Source organism: Pseudoalteromonas sp. DY56-GL79 (assembly GCF_041414765.1).
GTDB lineage: Bacteria > Pseudomonadota > Gammaproteobacteria > Enterobacterales > Alteromonadaceae > Pseudoalteromonas > Pseudoalteromonas piscicida.
This window is the reverse complement of the sequence record NZ_JANHZS010000001.1, coordinates 126,567-153,417: the sequence shown is the minus strand read 5'-3', so window position 1 is coordinate 153,417 and position 26,851 is coordinate 126,567. Positions and strand designations below refer to the sequence as shown.

Below are 26,851 nucleotides of genomic sequence, written 5' to 3'. Positions count from 1 at the left end.
TTACTATGAAACCAACTTTACTCAGCCTATTGATTGGCTGCGCTTTTTCGAGCCAAGCTGCGACTTGGAACGAGCTATATAATCTTGAGCTAAGTCAAAACCTACCGAGCGTTACGACTTCAAATCAACAACAGATAGACACACAAAATTATTTGGTCTCGGCCTTACATGTCAATTTGAATGACGTGCTTACCAGTGCAAGAGATCATAATACTATCGTCATTGCTGCTGACACTCTAGAAATAGACCGAAACATGATTTTCGATGCGCCAAACAAACGAATTTTTATCGTCGCACGTAAAATAATGGGTAATGGTACGGTGAGTATCAATTTAGACACCCAAAATGCGCAAGCATCAACATTGGTATTTATGGCTGATAAAGTTGAGGCTAATATCAATATAATCACAGCTCATTCGCCAAGTGATGGTGAAATTGAACGCTTTAGTATTGCTCCAGACTCGTTTGGTACACTATATCAAGTTATACAAGGCAATAAGTTCGCAACGCCTATTTCACCAGCGTTAACGTCACTTATCTCTGTGCATAAAGAGTACTTTTTAGATGCATTTGAAAAGTCATTCGATATGGCGGCTTCCATCTATGATCAAAATCCAGCGTTGAGTATTGAGATGTTGAGCTGGCCTGAATCTATTTTAAACGCATCTCATGATGTTAGAGAATCTTCCGTTCAAGCAAAGAATTTTTACTTGCAGCTTGCTAATTTTAAACAGTTTTTGTCGTACGCAACACTTAACAAAAACTATGTACCTAGCCTATCCCGCGACTTTTATGAGTTAACGATTAAAGCATATATTGAAGCGATGGAAGCATATCAGGATAGCTACAATAATTTTCAGCAACAAGGCCGAAGTTTAGAAAACAAGCGCCAAGATCTCACTTTGATGCAGAATAACCTATTCGATGTCGCATCTGCTGAGCAACGAATTATCTCTCGCTCTGTAGATCAACTGACGAGCTTGGTAAAGACACTTGATGAACAAAAAGCATCATTCAGCGGACAAGAAAATAATGTCTTCTATTCAGGGGTCGAGTTTCAACAAGGAATTTTGGACTACAAATTAGATAAAATCACTGAAATTGGGCTTAAAGTACTTGAAACCGTAATTAGTGCAGGCACTGCATTTGCGGGTGCTGCTGGGGGTGACACCAGCGGTCTGAAAGACTTGGTCGCAAGCTTGCCCGCCACAATCCAAGAGATCAATGAGTTAAAAACCAAAATTGATGATATCGCGTCATTAATGGATAAAGTGCAAACGGTTAGCGGCCAGTTAAACGTGCTATCGCAAAAAACTGCAGATCCGTTTTCTAGCAGTGAGCTTGCACAAGAGTTCAATCGCCTTAACTCACTCATTCCAACCAAAGAAGAGGCAAATCGAATTTGGGACGAATTTTTGATAACCGCTAAGGCGCAAATGAAAAAAGCCATAGATGAAGATATTGATGGTGCAAGCGACTACCTTGTTGCTATCGAAAAGTTGATTAATCATGGCAAGGCAATAGTTGCTGTAGAGATTGATATTGCCCAGGAGCAGTCTAGACAGATAGATTTGCGCATCACCGCTGATGCAAAGCTTAAACAAATCAATCGTATAGATGCATTTTTACAAAACACTCAAAACAGTCTAGATGAAATTCAGGGCATGGAGGAACAGCTATTCCGGACTTTGAATAATCTAAAACGTCCGATATTTGTTGCATTAACAAACTATCAGGCGGCATTTAGCTACTGGTCTCTTGATGACACCATTGTGACACCAAGCCTTAATCAAAGTTATCAAGAATACCGCCTTGACTTAGCCTTGCTACGTGAGCAAGAGGCCGCGTCATTATTACGCTTTAACCCTCGACCTCAAGATTTTATGCTCACCATAGAAGAGTTAGATGCGCCACAACAATTGCTGGATTTTGCGCAAGACGGTGAAATGAGTTTTACGCTGTCATTGGAAGATATTGATTTTTCCCAGTTTGATCGAGTTAGATTAGACGAGGTCAATGTTGTACTAGAAGGTTCGGGGTTAAATGAGAACCAGCGCTATGATATCGAAGTAAGATCTAGTGGTTCATATCAAGATAGGTTTAAAGGGCAACCCTATCAATTTAGTGCAGAGTCGTTATACCGATTGGTAAGTTACGAGCTGTTAGATAGCGAAACGACGCGCATAGATCCAATCACCAGTGGTGCAATCGCAAACGATTATGCGATTAATTACTTTAAACCAACTCCGTTTACCACTTGGTCAATTAAGCTGAAAAATCCACAGTTTTATGACTTAAGTAAAGTGACGAATATCAGAGTGTCGTTTAAAGGAAATGCGATCCCCAAACAATAGTGTAGTAATCGCACTTTACAGCCTAGTAGGAGCTACTTCACGTGGCGAACTGTTAACAAAAGCTCGCAGGATTAACCTGCTCCTACTTTGGTGAGACTTAAATATTTGGTAGGTCAGATTACCTTGCGTAGGAGCCATTTCACGTGGCGATCTGTTAGCAAAAGCTCGCAGGATTAACCTGCTCCTACTTTGTTGAGGTTTGATTATTCGCTAAATCAGATTACCTTGCGTAGGAGCCATTTCACGTGGCGATCTGTTAGCTAAAGCTCGCAGAATTAACCTACTCCTACTTTGTTGGGGCTTGATTATTCGCTAAATCAGATTACCTTGCGTAGGAGCCATTTCACGTGGCGATCTGTTAGCAAAAGCTCGCAGGATCAACCTGCTCCTACTTTGTTGTGACTTGAATGTTTGCTAAATCAGATTACCTTGCGTAGGAGCCACTTCAGGTGGCGATCTGTTAGCAAAAGCTCGCAGGATTAACCTGCTCCTACTTTGTTGTGACTTGAATGTTTGCTAAATCAGATTACCTTGCGTAGGAGCCACTTCAGGTGGCGATCTGTTAGCAAAAGCTCGCAGGATTAACCTGCTCCTACTTTGTTGAGGCTTAATTATTCACTAAATCAGATCGCCTTTTCGTAGGAGCCATTTCAGGTGGCGATCTCTTAATAAAAGCCCCCATGATAAGCTACCACCTACTCTACAACTTGAGCCTTCAATAAAGATCTGTTATCGAGATAGCCACTAAAACGGGTTGCTAATAAGGCTGCAGCGCTGATAAGTGCCCCTACCCAAGCGGTGTCCTGCAGCGACATATTTTCAACAATTTGACCACCTAAGGCAGAGCCGAGCGCAATTCCAACGTTGAAGGCAGCGATATTCAACCCTGATGCGACATCCACCGCTTTTGGACTAAACTTTTCGGCTAGCTGTACAACATAGACCTGAAGACCAGGCACATTTCCAAAAGCAAATGCTCCCCACACTAGTACTGTGATCACCACGCCGATTTTCGACTGCATGGTAAATGTCAACACAGCCAAAATGACCGAGAGTAACGCGAAGATGATGGTCAGAGCGCTTATCGGCCCTTTTTTATCTGCTAATTTGCCGCCATAGATATTGCCAACTGCAACAGATACACCATAAACCAGCATAATAATACTGACTGTAGCGGCGTTAAAACCAGCTTCCTGTTGTAAAATTGGCGCAAGATAGGTGAATGCTGTAAAGGTTCCACCGTAGCCGAGTATGGTCATAAGATAGATGAGCAGTAATCTGGGTTGCAATAATACTTTTGCCTGCTCAGATAGACTGGCAGATGCGCTTTGCTTTAGGTTCTTTGGAATTAATAATGCACTTCCCAAGAGAGCGATAACACCTAAAGCAGAAACTACTAGAAAAGTGGCTCGCCAGCCAAACTGTTGGCCAATCCAAGTACCCAAGGGGACACCTGTTACGAGCGCAACGGTCAGTCCCGTGAACATAATGGCGATGGCACTTGCCTCTTTGTCTTTTGAGACCAAGCTAGTTGCAATCGTAGAGCCAATCGAGAAGAACACACCATGAGCGAGTCCTGTCATGATCCTCGCCAAAATCAGGCTTTCATAACTTGGCGCTTGCCACGCAAGCAGATTGCCAAAAACAAAGAGTGCCATCAAACTCAGTAATACAGACTTCCTATTCCATCGTCCTGTCAGTGCAGTTAATACGGGCGCACCAACGGCAACGCCAATGGCATATAAGCTCACCAGTAAACCTGCACTTGGCAGTGAAACTGATAAGTCGGAGGCAATGGTCGGTACTAAACCAACAATGACAAATTCGGTGGTACCAATGGCAAATGCGCTTAATGTCAGCGCCAGTAATGCAAGCGGCATAAATAACCCTTTTAAAGTGATAAGCAATAAGTTGGTGTAAGTGTGAAAGCTTTTTTATTTGCAAAAAATAGCGAAAATGACAAAATACTTTTGTAGAAAATGAAAAGGAATACGCATGACCGTCAGCTCAAAAACCGAAGATCTTGAAGCTTTTATCTGTGTTGTCGATACTGGCAGTTTTTCCGCTGCAGCAAATCTGATGGACGAACAAGTTGCAAAGGTCTCAAGAGCAGTAACTCGATTAGAAAAGTCCCTGTGTGTAACCCTATTCAATCGAACGACTCGACGGATAGAGTTAACCGAAGAAGGAGAGCTATTTTTACACTATGCGCGGCAGGCACTTAATACCATAGAGCAAGGCGAAGAGGCGTTAAGGCTTTTACGATTTTCACCGGCAGGTAAATTAAGAGTTGATGCTGCAAGTCCTTTTGTTTTTCATCAGCTTACGCCTATATTAAAAGGTTTTAATGAGGCCTTTCCCGATATTACTTTGGAAATAACGAGTCATGACAGCATCATCGATTTGCTAGAGCATAAAACCGATATCGCAATACGAATTGGTGACTTAGCTGACTCTAATCTTCATGCGCGTTTGCTAGGCCGCAGTAAACTTCATCTTGTAGCCAGCCCTGACTACTTAAGTAAATTTGTAGGTAATGAATCACGGATTGATCTTCCACATCATAACTTGATAGGTTTTACCGATGCCCCACATCTCAACGTCTGGCCTTTACAAAGTCCGCAACAGCTCAAGTTTTCCATTAGCGCATCCAGTGGTGAGACCGTGAGGCAATTGTGTGTTGCAGGCCATGGCATTGCACTGTTATCTAACTTTATGGTGAGGCAAGATATAAAAGTAGGAAGACTTATTGAAGTTTTTACCGAGCAAATTATTTCGCCAAATCGCAGAGAAGCAGTACAAGCCGTGTATTATCAAAATAGTGGTGTTTCCTCTCGGATTTCGGCATTTCTCGACTACATTGCGCCTAGGCTCACGCTATAGTTTTTTCATTTTTTACAAATATATTTTGTATTTATTGTGGTTAATGAAGATATTTAAAACCGTTAAGCTTCTCATAGTGAAAATAAACGTTGAGGAGGCCAAATGGCTGATTTATTTGAGTCAATTAACTTAGCAGGTAAAACACTGAGCAATCGTATCGTGATGCCGCCTATGACCCGCTCGCGGGCAAGTCAACCCGGGGATATCCCTAACAATTTGATGGCAACCTATTACGCTCAGCGTGCAACGGCTGGTTTAATTATCAGTGAAGGGACACAAATATCGCAACTCGGTAAGGGATATGCTTGGACACCGGGGATCTATTCAGACGCCCAAGTTGCTGGCTGGAAACAAGTCACAAAACAAGTGCATGATGCAGGCGGTGTTATGTTTGCGCAGCTTTGGCATGTTGGGCGAGTATCACACCAAAGTAATACCGGTGGGCTTCAGCCGATTTCAGCTTCAGCAATTCAAGCTCAGGGTGTGAAAGTTTTCATCGATGAAAATGATTCCCCTGATTTTATTCAAGCTCAAACACCTAGAGCAATGACCCAAGCAGACATCAATAATGTTATTAACGAATATCGACACGCTGCACGCAACGCGATGCAAGCAGGATTTGATGGAATTGAACTGCATGCAGCGAATGGTTATTTGATTAATCAATTTTTAGACTCTCACTCGAATCAAAGGACTGATGGCTATGGTGGCTCTCTTAATAACCGCATTCGCTTTTTGCGTGAAGTCGTAACGGCGGTGAGTGAAGAAATAGGCAGTGACAAAGTGGGCGTTAGACTTGCGCCGCTTACTACCTTAAATGGTACAGTAGATGAAAACCCTGAGCAGACATACCTCGCGGTAATTAAACAGCTAAATGCGCTCAACGTATGCTATGTACACATCGCAGAAGCGGATTGGGAAGACGCGCCAGATATGCCTCTGAAATTTAAATACGCAATTAGAGAGGCATTTAATGGCGTGTTAATTTATGCCGGAAAGTATACGAAAGCGCGCGCCCAACAAGCTCTTAATGAAGGTTGGGCTGATATGATTGGGTTTGGTCGTCCTTTTATCTCAAACCCTGATTTGCCCTACAGACTGGCAAATGACTTGTACTTAAACGAACATCAGCCTGATACATTATTTGGTGGTAGCGAACAAGGTTATACCGATTACAAAATTCACGCCTCAAATCCAATAAACGTATAGTAGACTAAAAGTTAGTTTCAATCTGCGTACGCATTAACTGGTGTGTACGCAGCTTTCATTTCAACGGCGTTAAGGTGAGAGCAATGTAGTGAACTTTTGCTCTCACTTTTCCTAAATTATCGCTAATGATAGTGTATACCAAAGCATATAGATTGGAGTTTAGCCTCAAAATAGGGAATAATGTCGCCAAACTAAAGACACATAAAATATTCTACACCTCATCTAAAAATGAAAAATATAATTCTATTTGCTATTGCACTGCTCTGCACCATCTCTGTTAACGCCCAGTTACCCGTAGAGAGTTACGCGCAACTCCCTAATATGAGTAAAGTTTCACTCTCACCCAGTGGTAAAGCAGTTGCGTATTTACAAAATTATGAAGGAAATCTCGTTCTTACTGTTCATGACCTAAAAACGCATAAAAAAACTATATATTGCAAACTGATAATAAAACGATAGCACTTGGTTGGTACGATTGGGCCAGCGATGACATGCTCTTATTTGGTGCTAATTACACCAAAGTGCAGCGAGGCGTAAAGTACACAACATCTCGTTTATTTAAATTTGATTTAAAAAACCCTACGGATGAATTGGTTCAAATCAACCGTGCTTATCGCAATGAAATTCCTGCCCAATTTCAAGACGATGTCATTAGCATACTGCCAGAACAACCAACCAAGATATTGGTACAAACTGACTTCGATATGGCAAACAAGCCGAGCGTTTATATCTTAGACATAGCTAAAGATAGACGCGAGAAAGTTGTTCGAGCAAGAAGAAAAATATCTAGCTGGATAGCCGATCAACAAGGCAATGTAAGAATGGGTTATGGGTTTGAAGGGATCCAAGCTTATTATATGCTCTATGATAACAAAACGAAGGATCTAACCGATTTCTACACTTTTCAGGCTCGTGGCCCAGAAGCTATTCGTATTCTTGGATTTGATAAAGATCCAAATATCATTTTTCTAACCGCACTTCATAATGGTAAAAATGCGCTGTTTAAAGCAGACATTACTAAGCGCCCGCTTTTACCTCAGCTTATTTTCTCCGATCCAGACTATGATTTTGATGGCAGTATCATTTATTCACACGACGGTAGAGCCATAGGCTTCAGCCATTCCAATCTTGATAACTCGAGAGTCTATTGGGACGAAGACCGCAAACTCCTACAACGCTCACTCAAGGCGGCATTACCAAGCTACGACACCGTTGTAATAAGCATGAGCGCGGATAATAAAAAATACATTGCGTACGGCGATTCTGACCAAGACTCTGGTACGTACCTGATTGGTGACAGGGAAACCAGCTCTTTAGCGGGGTTAGGACGTTTATATCCAGATATTACTGGTGACAATTATTTGGGCAAACAAAGGGTATCGTTTAAAGCCCGTGACGGCCTTGAAATTGAGGGTTACTTAACCCTACCTAAAGCATTCGATGCGGCTGCTCCCACAATCATCTTTCCACACGGTGGACCATACTCTCGCGACTACGCTGGCTTTGATTATTGGTCTGAACTATTGGCAAGCCGAGGCTTTGTGGTTTTCCAACCTAACTTTAGAGGCTCTTTTGGTTATGGCTTTGACTTCTTTAATGAAGCAAATCAAGGTTGGGGAGGAAAGATGCAAGATGACTTACAAGATGCGGCAAACTGGTTGATTGCAGAAAAGTATGCACTCAAAAATAAAATTTGTATAGGTGGTGCGAGTTACGGCGGCTATGCGGCACTAATGGCTGTGGTAAAACATCCTGAAACGTTTCAATGTGCAGCAAGTTTTGCTGGTGTTACAGACTTAGAATCGATAGTCAGTCGTGCGCGCTTTTTCACAAACAAAGAGCTTGTTCGTGACCAATTTGGACAAGATACTGATAAACTTGAGGCACAATCTCCTGTTAACTACGCTAAGCAGATTAACCGCCCCGTGTTACTTATTCATGGTGATGACGATAAAGTCGTGCCTGTGAATCATAGTCGTGACATGGCAGATGAACTTGAAGATCATAACAAGAAATTTAAATACATAGAGCTCGAGGATGGCAACCACCATCTGAGTTATCAAGCACATAGAGTGAAGACGCTTACTGAGTTTTTAGCTTTTTTCGAAAAACATCTTAAGTAGTAAAGCGCCGCAATTAGCGGCGCTTTTTATTGAGAGAGCAACTTCTTCTGTCACAGAGTTGATGTATGATAGAGTGGTAACATAAAGGAGAATTATTGTGCAGCTCGTTAAATTATTCGTCATGGCAGTGATGCCTATGCTCAGTGTATTTCAGGCCTCGGCTACGTCATTTTTAGTCTTTGGTGATATGCCTTATACGGAGATAGACAGAAGCATGCTGATGCCAAATGGTGCACTGCGTGAAAAGGTAAACGATATACAGCATGATTTTATGGTGCACGTAGGTGATATGAAATCCGGTGCTGAGCCCTGTACAGACCAGCTGCTTAAAGATAATTATGCCCTGATCTCAAGTGTGAGTAGCCAACCTTTTGTATTCACGCCCGGCGACAATGATTGGACTGACTGTGACCGCGAAACTCTGAACCCTAGGTTTGATGAGTTAGAAAGATTGGATTTCATCCGTAAACACTTTGCGGTGCAAATACCTAACCTTCCAAAGTTTAAACGTCAGCAAACAGTACCTGAAAATCAATCTTGGATAGTGGATGATGTGCAGTTTTTAACTTTGCATGTACCTGGCACCAACAATGGTCGCAGACAAATCTTATTATCCGATAAGAAAGTAGTGCACGAAGAGTCCCATCGTCGTGATGTAGAGAATATTAAGTGGCTGGACAGCTTGCTAACACCAAGCCATAAAGCTGCGGTGATATTTCTACAAGCTGACCTGTATCAAAAAGAGAAGCACTCAGGACGTTGTGATAAAAGCTCAAAAGCTAAGTGCGATGGTTATCAGTTATATCGAGAGACACTTGCAGAATATGCGGCTCAACTCAGTTATCCGTTGCTGTTGATACATGGAGATACGGGAGAGTTTTGCTTTTCTGAACAGTCAAAGAATTTATGGCGTCTTAACGCCCCTGGCGACTTTCAATATTTAGATATTGCAAAGGTTAAAGTTAAGGGAGGTAAAAAGAAGCCGTTCAAGGTAACACCCCTTCTTTCGCAAGATAAAATAGCTAAATGCAAGGGACTGTAAAGCCCCTTTACACGCTTTTTACGCTGCTTTACAAGAAGCCTAGCGCGAATTGCTTGCCGTACCTACAGTATAAGCTCGCGCTGTTTATTGTGACTTTCAAACTGCTCTTGCTTAACTGTACTGACAAAATGCCACTCACTTTCCACCTTCTCTTTTGTGAAATTAAGCGTTAAATAACCACGCTGATGAATATTGGCATATTCAAGATCATCGACTAATAATTGCAATACCTCAGCGAATTGTAGCGCCTGCTCATCGCCTAATTGCAAGTAATGCTCAAGCCCCGGAGAGCTGACAGAAGCTGTGGCATACTCTTGACCACAAACAGCTCCGCTTGCATCGCAGAGTTTACCAGACCAGGCGTTGTGTGTATCTCCTGCAACGACTACTAAATTTTTATTGGCCGCTTTTGCTGTTTGTAAAATTACTTCTCGTTCAACCGGGTAGCCGTCCCATGCATCCAAATTATAAGGTGCGGTAAACGTGACTCGCGCTTTTTCTTGCTCTGACAACGTTGAGTCACCAGCAAGCATTCTCCCCTTTATTTGAGCAAGCTCTGTTAATTGCGTCGACATTTGTGCAGAAGGGTTGGCAAGAGACATGAGCAGCTCGGCTGGGATCATCATTTTGGTCATCAATACCTGTTGCCCTAAGACTTGCCATTTCGCCGCAGATGTCTTTAAGTTATCTGTGAGCCAAGTCAATTGGTTTACGCCTAAAAGCTGTTGTGAAGGCGCGGAGAGATCCGCCTGAAATCCGGCAAAATCCACTTGTCCTGTTGTAGGGTCAATATAGTCTTGATAGTCGAGTGCTTTTGCGCGGCTCTCATGACGAGTATCTAGCATATAAAGTGATAATAAGTCGCCAAATTCAAATTTACGATAGAGGCTCTCAAGTTGATCCTTAACCATCGGACGCACAGGCATCCATTCATAGTAGGCTTGCAGGGCCGCAAGTTTGCGGGCAGCGTACTCCCCTTCTCCCTCGTTATGGTTCTCAGCGCCATCCATGTATGAGTCATTGCATACTTCATGGTCGTCCCATACCGCAATAAATGGCGTACTGGCGTGGAGAGCTTGCAGACCAAGGTCCGTACGATATTTTGCGTAGCGACGACGATAATCACTTAATGAAATAATCTCGCTCGCATTATCTGCATCCAGCCCTCGCCCCATGGCGTAGGCATTTTCAGTGGCATACCCACCCATACCATATTCGTATATGTAATCACCTAAATGCAACACCGCGTCTAAATCGCTGCGTTTTGCAGCCTCTGCGTAAACATGAAAGTAACCAGCCGGATAATTTGCACAAGACATGACGGCAAGTTTTACCTGAGTTACATCGTTAACGGGCAAGGTTTTGCATTTACCTATGGGGGAATGCGTTTCCTTAGTGACGAAGCGATAAAAGTAGCGGCTATTTGCAGTCAGGCCATTAAGATCTACTTTAACGGTGTAATCATTTTTTGCTAATGCGGCAAGCTGATGGCTTTGTAGTAAGACTCCAAAATCTTCAGACTCTGATACTTGTAGAGTGACATCCACACTGCTAGGTGTACCTTCAGGAGTGACTCGCGTCCACAGTATAACGCTGTCTGCTAAAGGATCGCCACTTGCGACACCATGGTTAAATGCAATAGCAAAATCGTTGCTTGCAACCGCTTTACTATCACTGCTGCCGCAACCTACTAACGAAACGCTAATTGTTGCTGCGCCAACGCCCATTAATGCACTTTTAATAAAATCTCGACGGGTAAAACTTGCCATTATTATTGTTCCTTAACTGCAAAATGCGCCATATTGGGCGCACTTATCTACTACTTGAAGGAACTAGCTTAGTTAAGCATTATTACAATTTAACGATTGGTCTTAATTAGTGCGGATTTGGAACAACTCGATTTCTGCCACTGCTTTTGGCTTCTAGTAACATCGTATCTGCACGACGAATAATGCTTTCAACGCCAGACTCACCTGCGCCAAATTCAGCAACTCCAAATGAACTGGTAATATCGACCTCTTCACCGACCGCAATTTGAAATGATGCCTGCTCTATCATAATGCGCGCGCGCTCGGCGACTAATATTGCCCCCTCTAAGCCGGTATTCGGCAGTACCAGAGCAAATTCTTCTCCACCTAGTCGAGCTATTAAATCCGTGTCTCGTAACATTTCTGAGAGTAGCGAGCTTACATGAACCAGCACTATGTCCCCTGCTTCATGGCCAAATTGCTCGTTAATTGCACGGAAATTATCGAGGTCGGTCAGTATCACACTAAATGGTGTTCTGTAACGTTCATATAACCTAATTTGACTGTCAATTTTATCGCTTAGCTGCCTACGACTGGCGACGCCCGTTAATGGGTCAGTTTTGGTAATAAAATCAAGTTCTTTACGTAAGTGATCGAGTTCGCTATGCATTGCTTTTGTTGTGGTAATGTTATCTCCGTAGATAACAAAGGCATCATCTTGCAGCGAAAAACATCGTAATCTGAAGAACTCACCGCTTAAGGTATCAATTTCAATTTCTGGATAGTCTAATTCACAGCCGTTGCTTAAGCCTAAAAACCATTCCGTGAGTTCATCGCCGTCGATTCTGTCATCAAACGCATCGTCTGTTTGTGGGTCGAAGATATTACTCAGTGTACGCCCTGTTATGTGAGACGAGGGTTGTCCGATTAGCTTTGTCATTGCTTTATTACAAAATTCAAGAATCGACTTGTTGCTAACAATAGCAACTGCATCGTCACTTTTATTGAGCACGCCACTCAGTAGGGGTTGTAAATGGTTAGCGTTAGACATAATTCAATTCCGTTAGGCTTTTTGTTATTTTAAATCAATCGGGAAGATTTATCTTAGATCTCGCGCAAATCACACAAAAAAGACATTTTGATTTCGTTATTTACATCGATTGATTCTAGTTTGGCACCAATCATATTCCATTTCACTTATGTTTAATGCAACAAATGAAACGTATAGTTACCTCCATACACAAAGGAGGAACTATGTTAAAACCAACGCAACTCGCAACGATTATTTCTGCTTTGCTACTGCTAAGTGCATGTGGCGAAGCTGAGCAGGCAAGCAGTCAAACTCCGCCTCTTCAACCAATTGATGTAGCAGCAACACCGCAAATTAGTATTGCTGATTGGCACACCTATACAACACGCCTCTCTTCTCCAAACGAAGTCGCACTTCGCGCTCGGGTCACAGGTGTTATCAGCTCGGTAAACTTCAAAGAAGGAGATACGGTGCACCAAGGCGATGTTTTATTTGAGCTGGACGATAGAACTTTCTTGGCTGAGGTTGCCAGCCTTGCCGCACAAGTGAAACGTGCCGAAGCAGCCCTTTCGCAAGCAAAAAGTGAGTCAGCGCGTGCGCTTCGTTTAAGCAAGCAAAAAGCGATTTCAACCGAAGAAGTCGATGCCCGTGTTTCGCTTACCGCACAGCGTGAAGCCGAACTAGATGCACTTCGCGCTTCATTTAAAGCAGCTCAGTTAAACTTAGAGTTTAGCAAGATCACAGCACCAATCAGCGGTAAAATTTCATTTGCAGAGGTCACTCAAGGTAACACCATTAGAGCAAACGACACTTTGCTCACTACGATAGTCGCAACCGACAAGATGTATGCGTACTTTGATATCGACGAGCGCACTTGGAATAGCCAGTTTGCATCAGTGACGGAAGGTGAGCCGCTTCCTGTGAAATTACAGCTACTCGGCCGTGAGTCACAGCCAGTCATGGGTGAGCTAGACTTTATTGACAACGCCATTGATGAACACTCCGGAACCCTAAAAGTACGCGCTTCTTTTGATAATCACAGTGGACAATTACGACCTGGCTCGTTTGCGCGAGTGAGTCTTTCATCCGGTGAGCAAAACGATCGAGTATTAATTCCAGACCGCGCAGTGGGTACAGATCTTAAAAATCGTTTTGTTCTTGTCGTCAACGACGCTAATACACTTGAATATCGTCTGATCACACTGGGTAACCGCTATGGCGAATTTCGTGCTGTTGAGTCGGGTTTAGCCGCAGGAGAGCGTATCGCTGTTAATGGTCCTGCGCGTGTAGGACCAGGCATGCCGATAAGCCCAAATTCCGTGACGCTTACCTTGCCAGATAACATTGCCACAGAAGTGGTTGCGATGACGCCAAGCGATTCTTCACAAGGATTAAACTAATAATGAAATTTTCCCATTTTTTCATTAAGCGCCCTATTTTTGCGGCGATGATGTCGCTCGTGATATTAATCGCAGGGGCCATTTCCCTATTTCAGCTTCCCGTGAGCGAGTATCCAGAGGTGGTGCCGCCGACGGTTGTGGTATCTGCAACCTATCCCGGTGCAAACCCAAAAGTCATTGCTGAAACCGTTGCAACGCCACTTGAGCAAGAGATCAATGGTGTTGAGAACATGCTGTATATGTTTTCTCAAGCAACCAGTGATGGTCGTTTAACGCTTACCGTGACTTTTGCACTTGGCACTGACCTTGACCGTGCCCAAGTTCAAGTGCAAAACCGTGTAAATAGCGCTATTCCAAGGTTACCGCAAGAAGTACAACGTTTAGGGGTTGTGGCTGAGAAGGCGTCTCCAGATCTCACTATGGTGGTGCACTTGGTATCGCCAAGTGGCTCGCATGATACAAGCTACCTCTCTAACTATGCCGATATTTATGTCAAAGATCAGATTGCGCGTTTGCCGGGAGTGGGTGATGTAAAGCTATTCGGCGGCGGTAAATACGCGTTGCGGATATGGCTAAACCCCGAGCAATTGGCTGAAAGAAACTTAACCGCAAGCGATGTGGTCCGAGCAATCCAGCAACAAAACCGCCAAGTAGCAGCTGGCTCTTTAGGTGCTCAACCTACAACGAATGAAAATCAATTTCAAATTCTGTTAAACGTTAAAGGCCGTTTGGCAGATACCAGTGAATTTGACAATATTATTGTTAGCGTATCGAGCGATGGCGCGATCACTAGGCTCAAAGATATTGGTCGAGTTGAGCTTGGACAAGATAACTACGCATTAAGAGCGTTGCTAGATGGTAACGAAGCGGTGGCAATGCCGATTTTTCAGCGTCCTGGCTCTAATGCGATAGAGCTGTCGGATCAGGTGCGTGAAACCATGAAAGAGTTATCGACACGTTTTCCTGAAGGGGTTGAATACGATATTGTTTACGATCCGACTATTTTTGTTCGCGGCTCAATCGATGCGGTAATTTCGACATTATTAGAAGCCATCGTACTTGTGGTATTGGTCGTTATCTTATTCTTGCAAACATGGCGCGCTTCTATTATTCCGCTCGTGGCAGTGCCGGTATCGTTAGTTGGTACCTTTGCTGCAATGCAGTGGCTTGGTGTTTCTATCAATACTTTGTCGTTGTTCGGTTTGGTATTAGCAATCGGTATCGTGGTCGATGATGCCATCGTCGTGGTTGAAAACGTTGAGCGTAATATTGAAAACGGCCTTGCGCCCTTTGAAGCAACTAAACAAGCAATGTCAGAGGTGACAGGCCCTATTATAGCGATTGCGTTGGTGCTTTGTGCGGTGTTTATTCCAACTGCATTTATTACCGGCTTGTCAGGTCAGTTTTACAAACAGTTTGCACTCACGATCACGATTTCGACGCTGATCTCGGCATTTAACTCATTAACATTATCACCAGCGCTAGCTGCACTACTATTAAAGCCGCACGGTGCTAAACCAGACAAACTCACAGTGGTGTTAGATAAATTGTTTGGTCAGTGGTTATTCAAACCGTTTAATCGCTTTTTTGATAAGGCCGCTCACGGCTATGTTGGACTGGTAAAAAAACTTATTAGACTGAGCACCATTGTTTTGGTGGTTTATTTAGGGTTAATTTTTGCTACTACTAAGTTGTTTAGCACCATCCCAGGCGGCTTTATTCCTCAGCAGGACAAACAGTATCTTGTTGCGATTGCCCAGCTGCCAGACGCTGCAAGTTTGGATAGAACAGAAGCCGTTGTACGTGAGATGGAACAAATTGCATTACAGACTCCAGGCGTTTTACATTCCGTGTCTTTTCCTGGGCTTTCAGTAAATGGCTTTACAAACAGCCCAAATAGCGGGATTGTATTTGTTGCTCTAGACAAATTTGAAAATCGCACATCGCCAGAGTTGTATGCGTCTTCAATCGCTGCGCAGCTTAATCAGAAGTTTGCCATCATAGATGAAGCGTTTGTCGCGGTTTTCCCACCGCCACCAATACAAGGGTTAGGCACCACTGGTGGTTTTAAACTGCAAATTGAAGATAGAGCAAACCTTGGCTTTGAGAAGCTATTCTCTGACTTACAAGCAGTGATCGCAAAAGCACAGCAGCAACCGGAGCTAATGGGACTGTACTCAAGCTTTAGGATCCAAGTACCACAAATGGACATTGATATCGACCGTGAGCAAGCAATGGTACAAGGCGTACCGCTTGAGGAGGTGTTTAATGCATTACAGATCTATTTAGGTTCAATGTACGTCAATGACTTTAACTTATTTGGCCGCACTTATCAGGTCACCGCTCAGGCTGACGCTAACTTTCGCTCAGATCCTGCACAGATTCTGTCTTACAAAGTAAGAAACAATTATGGTCAAATGGTGCCACTTGGCGCGGTACTCAAAGTCACGCCGACAACGGGACCCGATCGCGTTATGCACTATAATGGGTATCCTACTGCCGAGTTAAATGGCAGTCCTGCGCCCGGATACTCTTCGGATCAAGCACAAATGGCAATTGAAGCGGTGCTAAACGAAACGCTTAGCGAAGGCATGGCATTTGAGTGGACTGAAGTCACCTATCAGCAGATCCTCGCGGGTAACGTGATGGTGTATATCTTCCCTCTGGTTGTACTCTTGGTGTTTATGGTTTTGGCATCGCAATACGAAAGCCTAAAGCTACCATTTGCAATCATTCTCATTGTGCCAATGACCATACTGTCAGCATTGGTTGGGGTGTGGCTAACAGGCGGCGATAATAATATCTTTACCCAGATTGCTCTTATCGTTTTGGTTGCTTTAGCGTGTAAAAACGCAATCCTAATGGTGGAATTTGCCAAAGAAGAGTACGAGCAAGGCAAGACTAATTTGGAGTCAATTATTGAGGCATGTAAACTACGTTTACGTCCTATTTTGATGACGTCGATTGCTTTTACCGCAGGAGTTGTACCTCTGGTACTTGCAACCGGTGCGGGTGCTGAAATGCGCGAAACCATGGGGATTGCAGTATTCTCAGGAATGATAGGGGTTACCTTATTTGGTCTATTGTTTACGCCTATTTTCTTTATGGCGATGACTAAGCGATTATACACGCCAAAAATACGCGAAGCGCAGAGTACGCCCAATGCTATTCCTGTAAAAGATTAACTTGTAATCATGTTTAAAGGCCCATTGGGCCTTTTTTATGCTGCTTTTTATTGCCTTGTAACCGTACTATTCACCTTAACTTCATCCGTTTACGCTAAATTGTCAGATACCGTCTTTTTCTCGCCGGAGTCTGTTTATGAAATCTCAAATTGCCTTTGCTGCTTTAATTACCGCTGTTCTCAGTGCGTGTGGCGAGGACATCTCAAATCGTAAAATTGAGCTTAGTGAAACACTTAGCCGCTATCAATGTGATAATGATTCGATGATAAAGGTTGACTACAACGACAGTGATAAGGCAACTGTCCATTTTAACGAACAAGTGGTTAAGATGAAGATTGCTCGTTCAGCCAGCGGTGCAAAATATCAAGGTGATGGGTTTGTGTGGTGGACAAAAAATGACGAAGGTATGTTGCTTAGACAGGAAGAAGATAAAAACAACCGCATCATCGCACGTTGCGAGATGCGGCCCAATGAAGCCTTAACAGTGAAGGCGCAATCAAACTGATTATAAATGCTCGTCCCAATAGGCAACGTCACTTATATAGAATTAGGATGTCTTATACCGACAACTTTTCAGGTGTAGCTAAAGTACTTTTTACAAACTCAATGGCAGCGCTTACATCAGCAAACAAAACTTGATCTAATGGCTCTGGCATGCCAATTTCTTTGCGCATTTTTTCAATCTGGCTTTTCGCAATTGCCGACTTCAACACATACGCAGCACTAATACAGCCTAACTGCAAACAGCGCTTTGCTGTGCTTACCAGTAACTTGTAGGCTTCTGGTGTTGCAGCTATGGCCTTTTCGGAATAACTTACGTAACCCCATGTCGATGCGTGGATCTCGGCTCGACATTGCTCTAATGCCCTAGAAAAATAATGGATCATAGACTCATTAATATTTCCTTCGAAACAGGCAAAGAGGATATTTTGCTCGGTCCAGAGGGTTACTTTCCCGCACCGAGTTTGATAACTATATTTTGACATTAATCCTTATCCGGCTCCTTTCGAAGTGCGGATTATACATCAGCACGACAAGGTTAAAAAAGAGCAATTGCTACTTTTTTAACCTAAATCGTATATAACGCTTATGGCTCAGCGAGTTGCTGTTTCGCTGCCTCAGATTCTTCTTTTAGGTAGTTGTTAAACGACAAGCCTAAAAACTGCGGTAAAGTTGCGCTAATTGCCAAAGAAGACAAAGTACCAATGAGAATGCCACAACACAACGCCATGGCAAAACTATTAAGTCCTGCGCCGCCTAACCACCATATCGCTAACACCGTTGTGAGCGTCGTTAATGAGGTGATAAGCGTGCGGCTCATTGAATCCTTTATCGCTTGGTCTATGGTATTGCCCACGGGACTGTTTTTCCACTGCTCTTCGAACAAAAGCTCTCTAACTCTGTCACCAATCACAATCGAATCGTTGAGTGAGTAACCAATAATCGCCAGCAGCGCTGCAAGCACGGTTAAGTCAAATTCTACTTGCGTTATTGCAAACAAACCTAGCGTCACAATCACATCATGAAAAAGCGCGATACTTGCGGAGACCGCTAAGCGCCACTCAAATCTAAACGCCAAGTAAATCAATACACTAAGTAATGCGAATATACCTGCAAGGCCACCTTGCTCAATTAACTCATTACCCACCTGCGCACCAAGATAACTGGCGTCTAATACGCTTGCTTGCCATTGTGTTTCAAGTCCTTCTATCCACTGTTTGACGTGTGTTTCATCGGTGGACTGAGGGGTTTGGAAAACTCGCCAGCTACCATCGTTTTGTAGAGAGATTCGTGCATCTTGAACACCAAGCTCAGCTAGCTTGTTTTGCATTTCCGTTTGGCTCTTTTGCTTGGGTAAGTCGATAACCGTAACGTAACCGCCGGTAAAGTCTTGGCCTAATACAATGCCTTTTTGGGTGATGGCTATGAGACTTGCAAGGACAAGTAACAATCCAGAAATTAGCCCGACGAATCTCGCCTTTTGCGTTTTACTTGTCATTTTACTTTGCGCCTTTACGTGATTTTGAATAAAGAGATTCTGATAACATACCGGAGACGACCACACCGGCGAAAATACTGGTTACTATGCCCAGCGCCAAGGTGATCGCGAACCCTTTTACTGGTCCATAACCGATACCAAGTAGGATAAGAGCAGTTATCATCGTGGTTAAGTTAGCATCGATAATACTCGACATGGCTTGTTGATAACCTTGCTTTAATGCAGTAACCATCCCGATGCCTTTACGCCTTAATTCGCGAACTCGCTCAAAAATAATAACATTGGTGTCGACCGCCATTCCAATAGTCAAAACTAGGCCCGCAATCCCGGGTAAGGTAAGCACAACACCAGGAAGCAGCGACATTAATCCAATTAGGCAAACTAAGTTTACCAGTAATGAGGTAATGGCCACTGCGCCTAGCTTGCGATACCATACTGCCATAAACAGCAAAGTTAGGCTTAGCCCTAACGCCAAAGCTTTAAAGCCGCTTTCAATATTCTTTTCGCCTAATGAAGGACCAATGGTTTGCTCTTTCACAATGGTGATTGGTGCGTCAAGAGAACCCGCCCGCAACAATAATGCTAACTCCTGCGCGCGTTCCATTGACTGCATATTGGTAATACTGAATCGGGTATTTAATACTTGTTGAATAGTGGCTACTGAAATCACTTCCGTTTTGCGCTTAATCTCTCCTTTTGGATTCGCGTAATATTCGCTGAATACAGTAGCCATTGGCTTACCTACATTGTTTCTAGAAAATCGGTTTATCTTTTCACCGCCTTGAGAAGATAAGAATAGTTGCACTAAAGGCTTTCCGTATTCATCTCTTCCTGCTGTTGCGGACTCTATTTCATCCCCGCCAAAAATGGCAACTGGGTCGACTGAAACCAAAGCGCCAGATTTATCCTTTAATTTTTGACCTCCCATTTCTTGTAATGCATGAAATGAAAGCTTTGCTGTTGCGCCGATAATACGTTTGGCTTGTTCTGGGTCTTGCACGCCAGGTAGTTCAATTCGTATATAATTAGTGCCTTGACGTTGTGTAACCGCTTCTGTGATCCCGAGTTCCTCAATACGCGAGCGTAAAGTAGACATCGCTTGGGTCATTAACTGCTTATCGAACTCTGCTTTTTTCGCTTCGGCAAAACGGAAATTCACTTTAGTTAAACTGCCTTGTTTATGAGTTGTACTGGTAAATTGTGGATAGAGCTCGCGCAGTGTCGCAGTAAGCGCAACGAGTTCATTTTGCCCTTGCGCTTTAGCAATGACCTCAGCCTGCTCGCCACTGATAACTTGAGGAATAGACAGGTTACGATAACGATTTTTGATCCGTAGGCTATTGGCTTCGTCTGCGAGTGACTGCAGTTTATTTTGCGCCGCTTGTTCTGTGTCCACCTTGAGTACGAACAACACACCGCCGTCCAAGTCTAGTCCTAGCTTGATAGGTTTGAGTCCTGTGCTTTCTAACCACTGTGGCATTGTTGAAGCACTAACAACCTTAACACTTAGCTTTGAGTGAGACTCAGCCATATAAGCACGCGCTTCGGCGGTTAGCGTGCGGTTTTCAAGTTCAACTAAATAGCCACCTTGATGAGACTCGATTTGCTTGACTTTGAATCCCTCGCCTTCTAGTTGAGATTTAAGCTCAGGCAGCGACAGAGACACAGCCTCGTTACTACTTGCTTGAATTTGAATCAAATTCTTATTGGGATACAAGTTTGGTAGTGCACAAAGGAGCAACAGGAACACAATAAGCGCGGTAAAAAAGCGTTTTGCACGCGCGGTTGTACCACGAGGGGTTGATGACCTCGTTGGCGAATTTATATCTTTCATATTTTTCCATTATCTATCTGAGCGATACCGATTTGCTAACGAGTACTGGTCATACTGGCGTTAGGGTGCTGGTATCAAAAACTACTATTTGGGTGCTTTATTGGTAGTAGATAATGATTAAGAGGCGAAGTTGAGGCTGCCTTTGAAGGTTAAGTTTGCCGGCTTACAGTTGTCGATAAAGCCATTATTTGGCCGAGTATCACACATATACCAAGGTATGGGTTTAGGTCTATTGATGTCATAGACTGATGCCGGTACATATTTTTCTGCTGCAAGCTCAAATACAAGCGCATATTCGGCTTGTTGTTTAGGATGTAGAAAATAACTAGGGTGACTAGTACGCTCGCGTTCCGGCAATAAGCCCTTTTCGTGATGCGTGGTTTCACCACTGAGCTTTATTGGATTCGCAGGACTTGGCTTACTGGGTAACTGATTGGAGTCAGCGAGGCCCTTTTGGGTGATGTTTTCGAAGCTCGTGCTGTGCGGATCAGAAGTATGGGATAAGTGATTATCAGGCGTTCCTGTCGCGCACGCAGCAGCTACCCATAACAACATGAGTAATGACATAACGGCGAAAAGGTTAGAACGCTTCATGAAAACTGATTAAACAACTTATTAGATAAAAATACGAGATTGGGGTGATAGTAGCAAATTCAAGATAGCGCTATCAAATATAATGAATATGAGAGGTATAAAAAAACCTCCAACTTGGGAGGTTTTTCTTGTCCGGCGAGTGGATTAAGGATTTACTTGGTCTTTTAGGCCTTTACCTGCTTTGAACGAAGGAATGTTCGCAGCTGGGATTTGGATTTCAGCGCCAGTTTGTGGGTTACGACCAGTACGCGCAGCGCGCTCTTTTACTGAGAATGTGCCAAAACCAACTAAAGCAACAGAACCGCCATCTTTTAGTGTGTTAGTTACTGCGCCAGTAAACGCTTCTAAAGCACGGGTTGCCGCTGCTTTTGAAATCTCTGCGTCTGCCGCCATCTTTTCAACTAGTTGAGCTTTATTCATTATTAGATTCCTATAACTTTATAATTTGCCTAAGCAAAACCTATGTTTATGCATTTTGCGTTTATGTGCAACCCCAAAATTGCGAAATTCGACGAAATATTTATTATTTTATTGCGTTTCGCCCCGGATCCTGTGGGTTTGTAATCAAACGCTATCAATTTGCTGGCAACTGCGCAAGCTTTGTACCCCATAAAATGCGATTAAAACTCACTATCAGATAGAACCCCACACTCCACAGTGCGCCAAATGCTGGCCAAAAAATGTACCAAGGCATTGAGATAGAAACTACATCAAAGTTAGCTGCACCAAGATAGCTAGGTGGCGCGCAGACCAAAAATACCACTAATAATATCGGCGCTTTGAGCGTTAATAGTTTGGAAAGCGCATTATTTATTGTCAGCACCAATGCTATCCACAAAACCCAAAGCCAAAGCGGAAGTAACTCACTACCTTGGTAATTGATGAGCTGAGTTTTGACCGCAATCAATTCAATGCTCATTCCTATGGCGGAACCTACGAGTGCAAGCACCAAATTGAGACGCTTATTTTGGTGCCCTGCGAGCATGACGAGACAGCCTGCCAACATCAACCAAAGCGCGTCTGCTTGAAAAAATAATGCAGCAAACCAAATACTTTGGAAGAGTAGCGCGTTAGTAATCCAATGTTTGAGTACAGACATTTGACTGGTATCTAGGTTTTCTGGCGACTAAATGCACGGCACTAGTTGCTCTTTGTTTAAACGCCCCTTCGCAGTAGCATAAATAAAATTGCCAAAGGCGATAAAAGCGTTCATCGAAACGTTTGCTATCAAGCGAAGGCCATGCTTTTTCAAACCGAACACGCCAGTCGTATAGCGTTCTAGCATAGTGCAGACCGATATCATGGAGTTCGTGGACAACCATATCGGTGGAATTTACGATTTGTTTGCTCATTTCACTCACGGAAGGAAGACAACCACCAGGGAAAATGTACTGCTGAATGAAATCCGATTGCTTGAGGTAATGCTGATAACGCTGGCAAGCGATGGTAATGGCTTGAATCAGCATTGCGCCTGTCGGTTTTAGCAAGTCGTTGCATTTGGCAAAAAAGCCCGACAAATATGCGTGTCCAACCGCTTCAATCATTTCAATAGACACCAGCTTGTCGTATTGGCCATCCAATTCACGATAATCTCGTTTTAGTAGTGTGATTTGCTGCTGCAACCCTTCTTTTTCAATCAATGCTTTCACGTACGCATGCTGCTCTTCCGAAATAGTTGTCGTGGTTATATGGCAGCCATAGTTTTTTGCGGCATAGACTGCAAATGCGCCCCAGCCAGTGCCAATCTCAACAACTTTGTCAGTTGGCTGAAGATCCAAGCGCTCACAGATCGCGGCTAACTTATGTTGCTGTGCTTCTTCAAGCGATGCCTCCTTTGAAGGATACACAGCACTAGAGTACAGCATTTCTTCACTTAAAAATGATTCGTAAAGGTCGTTACCAAGGTCGTAGTGGGCGACAATATTACGCTTTGAACCTTGTTTTGAGTTTTTGTTTTTGAGATGTTTTATCTTATTTGCAATGCTGGAGAAAAATGCAAACTTATTCTCAAAGGCATCCAGCTGAGCTTGGTTTAGGACGAAGATCTCAATCAGTTTGGTTAAATCCGAACAACTCCAGTGACCAAGAATGTAAGATTCGCCAGCCCCGACACTGCCGCCCAGTGCAAATAGCTTATACATTTGCACTGAATGAACTTGAATATCAACGCTTAGGCTTGTTTCTGACTCACCAAAACAGTATTTTTGGTCGCCTTCGACGAGTACCACTTTTCCGGTTTCTAAGGTATTCAACGCGCCAAAGACGAGCTTTTTGTACAATCTATCGAATGTAGAAAGCGAAATTGATGAGGATATTGTCGTGGTATTTTCCATCTTATACTCTTCCGGGGTGCCCAACAAAAGGCACTTTTTTTAAAAATAACTTCAACGCTTGCCAGTAGATACCTTTCGCTATGCTCCATGTCATTGCTGGAAACCGCTTAAGCAATTGATTGATATTTGCTTCATTGAGTTCCTGCTTTTTGAGCGTCATCGTGGCATCAAATAGCAATTCGTCACCTTTTCTATTTTCAATATGGATTAGCGTATTACTACCGGGCGGCTTCACTTTCCAATGGTAGTGCATATCCAAATTCATAAAAGGTGATACGTGAAATTGCTTTTTAAAGTTCACTTCTTTATTTAATTCAACTAAATAAAAATGACGCTCATTCCAAGGCGTGTTACTCACCTCTGCGAGCATATGGCTAAAACCAGAACCCTTCTCGTCTTCAAAAAAGTAGAAATTAACCGGACTGAAGTAAAAGCCTAAACAGCGTATTTGCGCCATTAAATATACTTTTGTTTGTGAAGAAACGGGTTTACCAAGCGAATTTGACTTAGCACGTGCGCGATCAACTAAGCTTTCACCTTCTGTGAGAATATAGTCAGCTTGGTTGAACTTAAGCAGCTTTAAGCCGGATGTACCAAACTTCGATGAAATACTACTGAGTGCGTCAAGTTCACCTAAGTCTAGCCACATCATATACATGGGGTAAGAAAAATCATGTTCGGCATGGGCGAATCGCCGATGCCGAACTTTGCCCACCAGTATTGCACTATTCAAAATGAGATACCCAATTGCTCGGCCACATCTACCGCACTTCTCACACCATCTTCATGAAAGCCGTTGAACCAGTACGCACCGCAAAAATAACTATGGTGTTTACCATCAATATCGGCTTTACGTTTTTGAGCCGCAATGCTGGTGGTATTGAAAACCGGATGATGATAGACAAAGCGGCGGATCACTTTGTCTTCAGCTATCCCTTCATCATGATTTAACGTGACACAGTATTGATGTTTGGCATCAAGCCCCTGCAGTATGTTCATTTGATAGGTGACAACAGCAGCTTTATCCGTCGCTTCGTTTAATAAATAGTTCCAACTGGCCCACGCCAGAGGACGCTTTGGCAATAAACGAGTGTCAGTGTGTAGCACCACTGAGTTTGCAGTATAAGGGATAGCACCAAGTATCGCTTGCTCATCACTCGATGGTGTATTTAGTAAAGCTAAAGTCTGATCGCTATGACATGCAAAGACGACTTTATCGAAGTACTCATTACGGCCATCTTTGAAGACGATGGTGACACCAGATTCATCACGAACTACTGTCTCGATGTCGGCATTAAGCACAATGTTGTCTTTAAATTCTGCCACTAATGGTTGAATGTATTCCCTTGAACCTCCAGGGATAACATACCATTGAGGACGATTTGTGATGTCCAATAGCCCATGGTTGAAGAAAAACTGGACAAAGAATTTAGCTTCAAAGTCGAGCATTTCTTTGATGCTGGTTGACCAGATCGCGGCGCCCATCGGCAAGATGTAATGCAGCTTAAAAAACTCATTAAATTGGTGCTGCTGTAGCAGCTTGCCAAGCGTTTCAACACCTCGATAGTCGTCTTTTTCATACAATGACTTACAAAGACCATTGAAACGCACAATATCCTTCAGCAATCGCCAGAAAGTTGGCCTCAGTAGGTTACGCTTCTGTGCGAATAGCGTACGGAGTGAATGGCCATTGTACTCAAACTTGGATTGACTATTGTGAACACTAAAGCTCATTTCGGTTTCTTGGCGACTAACACCAATTTCAGCCAGCAATTTTTCAAACTTTGGATAGGTTCTGTCATTAAATACGATAAAGCCAGTATCAATTGCGAGCTTTTCACCTTGGTATTCAATATCAATAGTTGCCGTATGTCCGCCAATATAATCATTTTTTTCAAAGACTTTCACGTCATGTTGACGACTTAACAGGTATGCTGCGGTCATACCTGAGATACCGCTTCCAATTATTGCAATCTTAGCCACGGGCTATCCTTTTAGCGAGAGGTAACCACAACGAAAACGGCAGTAACCTTAGAAGTTTTAAAAATAGAGTAAATCTTTTTGGGAAATGTATTTCTTTGCTGCGCTTTTCTATGCCTTTGCTAATGTAACCCACGGCCTCATCGACACTTACAATAAATGGCATCGGAAAGTCGTTTTTATCTGTCAACGGCGTTTCTACAAATCCAGGGTGAACTAAGGTGACATCAATATCTTTTAATGTTGCTGTTAGGGTGCGCGCTAAGTAGCTGACAGCCGCTTTCGACGCACCGTACGCTTCGGCACGAGGTAAAGGTAAAAATGCACTGCTGGAACTTACGATACAAAGTTGCCCACCTGTTTTCATTTTTGGCAGTAATACGTCTAGGCAATGGCCGAGTGAGATGACGTTGATATGCATTACTCGCTCAAACAAATGGCCGTCAAATTGGTTGGGACTATCTATATACTCACAACCACCTGCGTTGAGGATCACGAGATCCAAGCCGTCAATATCTTTGAAGTTGTTTTCTATCTCATCGCGGTTTGTTAAATCAAATGCTTTGCTCTTCGCGCCTACGCTGCTTTCTAATTCATCTAACACTTCTTGGTTGCGGCCACAAGCTGTTACTTGATGGGACTGTTTTGCGTAAAATTCAGCAAGACCTTTACCTATTCCTGATGTTGCGCCAGTAATTAAAATGTTACTCATGCCGTGATCCTTTTATCTAATAGCCGAATAACACCACCGAGTAGTGGGACTTGGCGATACAGCATTTGCGCACTGTCAAAGTAATCCCGATGTTGCGCCACTTTTTCGCCAATAAAACTCAAACGGCTATGACCATCGACCTCTATGATCTTACCGCCATTTAGCTTGGTGTGTTGATAGGACATAGTCCAGTAGATAAAGCTGACGTCATCAACTTGATAGGCGTTCGTAACAAGAAATTCGATTTCAGAGACATTCTCATATAACCCCTGAAAATAACTCGTTAGCGCATCAAGTCCTTGAATTTTATGAAAAGGATCCACGAAACTAATGTCCTCGGTGTAGATTGAAGCCAATTTACCGAGGCAGTATTTGTCTATTTCATTATAAATTGCCACGAATCGCTGCGTTCTGTGATCCATACC

General features: G+C 43.3%; 22 protein-coding genes. 8 read left to right on the top strand and 14 right to left on the bottom strand.

Features of this window, described 5'->3' with window-relative positions; genetic code table 11:
• Window positions 1–5: 5 nt before the first annotated feature.
• Window positions 6–2,354: a hypothetical protein gene (locus NO992_RS00580; protein ID WP_371373452.1), complete on the top strand. Its 2,349-nt coding sequence runs from the start codon at window positions 6–8 to the stop codon at window positions 2,352–2,354.
• A 695-nt stretch (window positions 2,355–3,049) separates the two neighbouring features.
• Here the strand turns inward: NO992_RS00580 and NO992_RS00575 are convergent.
• Window positions 3,050–4,234, bottom strand: a complete 1,185-nt coding sequence (locus NO992_RS00575; RefSeq protein WP_371373449.1) for an MFS transporter — start codon at window positions 4,232–4,234, stop codon at window positions 3,050–3,052.
• 115 nt (window positions 4,235–4,349) lie between these two features.
• Between NO992_RS00575 and NO992_RS00570 the strand changes: the two genes are divergently transcribed.
• The 4 genes from NO992_RS00570 (at window position 4,350) to NO992_RS00555 (ending at window position 9,611) form a co-directional block, all read left to right on the top strand.
• A complete protein-coding gene (locus NO992_RS00570; RefSeq protein WP_371373446.1) occupies window positions 4,350–5,237 on the top strand; it encodes a LysR substrate-binding domain-containing protein in 888 nt (295 codons plus the stop codon).
• A 102-nt stretch (window positions 5,238–5,339) separates the two neighbouring features.
• Window positions 5,340–6,446: an alkene reductase gene (locus NO992_RS00565; protein ID WP_371373443.1), complete on the top strand. Its 1,107-nt coding sequence runs from the start codon at window positions 5,340–5,342 to the stop codon at window positions 6,444–6,446.
• Window positions 6,447–6,880: 434 nt separating this feature from the next.
• Window positions 6,881–8,569, top strand: a complete 1,689-nt coding sequence (locus tag NO992_RS00560) for an alpha/beta hydrolase family protein (protein WP_371373440.1) — start codon at window positions 6,881–6,883, stop codon at window positions 8,567–8,569.
• Between the two features lie 97 nt (window positions 8,570–8,666).
• Window positions 8,667–9,611 carry a hypothetical protein gene (locus NO992_RS00555; protein WP_371373437.1) on the top strand — a complete coding sequence of 315 codons (945 nt, stop codon included), beginning with the start codon at window positions 8,667–8,669 and terminating at the stop codon, window positions 9,609–9,611.
• Between the two features lie 62 nt (window positions 9,612–9,673).
• Here NO992_RS00555 and NO992_RS00550 read toward each other — a convergent pair whose 3' ends face one another.
• Together NO992_RS00550 and NO992_RS00545 are read right to left on the bottom strand one after the other, a co-directional pair.
• Window positions 9,674–11,380, bottom strand: a complete 1,707-nt coding sequence (locus NO992_RS00550; RefSeq protein WP_371373434.1) for an alkaline phosphatase — start codon at window positions 11,378–11,380, stop codon at window positions 9,674–9,676.
• A gap of 106 nt (window positions 11,381–11,486) precedes the next feature.
• Complete coding sequence (locus NO992_RS00545) at window positions 11,487–12,410, bottom strand: sensor domain-containing diguanylate cyclase (protein WP_017216799.1); 924 nt, start codon at window positions 12,408–12,410, stop codon at window positions 11,487–11,489.
• Window positions 12,411–12,613: 203 nt separating this feature from the next.
• Here NO992_RS00545 and NO992_RS00540 point away from each other — a divergent pair, with 203 nt between their 5' ends.
• The 3 genes from NO992_RS00540 to NO992_RS00530 all read left to right on the top strand — a co-directional run bounded on the left by NO992_RS00540 (window position 12,614) and on the right by NO992_RS00530 (window position 17,479).
• A complete protein-coding gene (locus tag NO992_RS00540) occupies window positions 12,614–13,789 on the top strand; it encodes an efflux RND transporter periplasmic adaptor subunit (RefSeq protein WP_017216800.1) in 1,176 nt (391 codons plus the stop codon).
• A gap of 2 nt (window positions 13,790–13,791) precedes the next feature.
• Entirely contained in the window at window positions 13,792–16,974 is a 3,183-nt protein-coding gene (locus NO992_RS00535) for a multidrug efflux RND transporter permease subunit (protein ID WP_349195918.1), read from the top strand.
• Window positions 16,975–17,110: 136 nt separating this feature from the next.
• Window positions 17,111–17,479, top strand: a complete 369-nt coding sequence (locus NO992_RS00530; protein WP_349195919.1) for an MliC family protein — start codon at window positions 17,111–17,113, stop codon at window positions 17,477–17,479.
• Between the two features lie 52 nt (window positions 17,480–17,531).
• On the opposite strand, the gene NO992_RS00525 is transcribed toward NO992_RS00530, so the two are convergent.
• From NO992_RS00525 to NO992_RS00475, 11 genes are all read right to left on the bottom strand, one after another.
• A complete protein-coding gene (locus NO992_RS00525; RefSeq protein ID WP_371373430.1) occupies window positions 17,532–17,960 on the bottom strand; it encodes a hypothetical protein in 429 nt (142 codons plus the stop codon).
• A 101-nt stretch (window positions 17,961–18,061) separates the two neighbouring features.
• Entirely contained in the window at window positions 18,062–18,973 is a 912-nt protein-coding gene (gene secF / locus NO992_RS00520; protein WP_130165520.1) for a protein translocase subunit SecF, read from the bottom strand.
• 1 nt (window position 18,974) lies between these two features.
• The gene (gene secD / locus NO992_RS00515) at window positions 18,975–20,807 is read right to left on the bottom strand and encodes a protein translocase subunit SecD (protein ID WP_371373427.1); all 1,833 of its coding nucleotides are present in this window, start codon (window positions 20,805–20,807) and stop codon (window positions 18,975–18,977) included.
• A 117-nt stretch (window positions 20,808–20,924) separates the two neighbouring features.
• Window positions 20,925–21,401 carry a hypothetical protein gene (locus NO992_RS00510; protein WP_253103796.1) on the bottom strand — a complete coding sequence of 159 codons (477 nt, stop codon included), beginning with the start codon at window positions 21,399–21,401 and terminating at the stop codon, window positions 20,925–20,927.
• 144 nt (window positions 21,402–21,545) lie between these two features.
• On the bottom strand, window positions 21,546–21,821 hold the full coding sequence (locus tag NO992_RS00505) for an HU family DNA-binding protein (RefSeq protein ID WP_010377204.1): 276 nt from the start codon (window positions 21,819–21,821) through the stop codon (window positions 21,546–21,548).
• Window positions 21,822–21,975: 154 nt separating this feature from the next.
• Complete coding sequence (locus NO992_RS00500) at window positions 21,976–22,500, bottom strand: DUF2878 family protein (protein WP_371373422.1); 525 nt, start codon at window positions 22,498–22,500, stop codon at window positions 21,976–21,978.
• Window positions 22,472–23,734: a class I SAM-dependent methyltransferase gene (locus tag NO992_RS00495; RefSeq protein WP_371373419.1), complete on the bottom strand. Its 1,263-nt coding sequence runs from the start codon at window positions 23,732–23,734 to the stop codon at window positions 22,472–22,474. Before NO992_RS00495 ends, NO992_RS00500 begins: the two co-directional genes overlap by 29 nt.
• Window position 23,735: 1 nt before the next feature.
• Complete coding sequence (locus NO992_RS00490) at window positions 23,736–24,467, bottom strand: DUF1365 domain-containing protein (RefSeq protein ID WP_371373416.1); 732 nt, start codon at window positions 24,465–24,467, stop codon at window positions 23,736–23,738.
• A complete protein-coding gene (locus NO992_RS00485) occupies window positions 24,464–25,717 on the bottom strand; it encodes an NAD(P)/FAD-dependent oxidoreductase (protein ID WP_371373413.1) in 1,254 nt (417 codons plus the stop codon). The genes NO992_RS00490 and NO992_RS00485 overlap by 4 nt, the downstream gene beginning before the upstream one ends.
• Entirely contained in the window at window positions 25,710–26,426 is a 717-nt protein-coding gene (locus NO992_RS00480; protein WP_371373410.1) for an SDR family NAD(P)-dependent oxidoreductase, read from the bottom strand. The genes NO992_RS00485 and NO992_RS00480 overlap by 8 nt, the downstream gene beginning before the upstream one ends.
• Window positions 26,423–26,848 carry a nuclear transport factor 2 family protein gene (locus NO992_RS00475; protein WP_371373406.1) on the bottom strand — a complete coding sequence of 142 codons (426 nt, stop codon included), beginning with the start codon at window positions 26,846–26,848 and terminating at the stop codon, window positions 26,423–26,425. Before NO992_RS00475 ends, NO992_RS00480 begins: the two co-directional genes overlap by 4 nt.
• Window positions 26,849–26,851 lie beyond the last annotated feature (3 nt).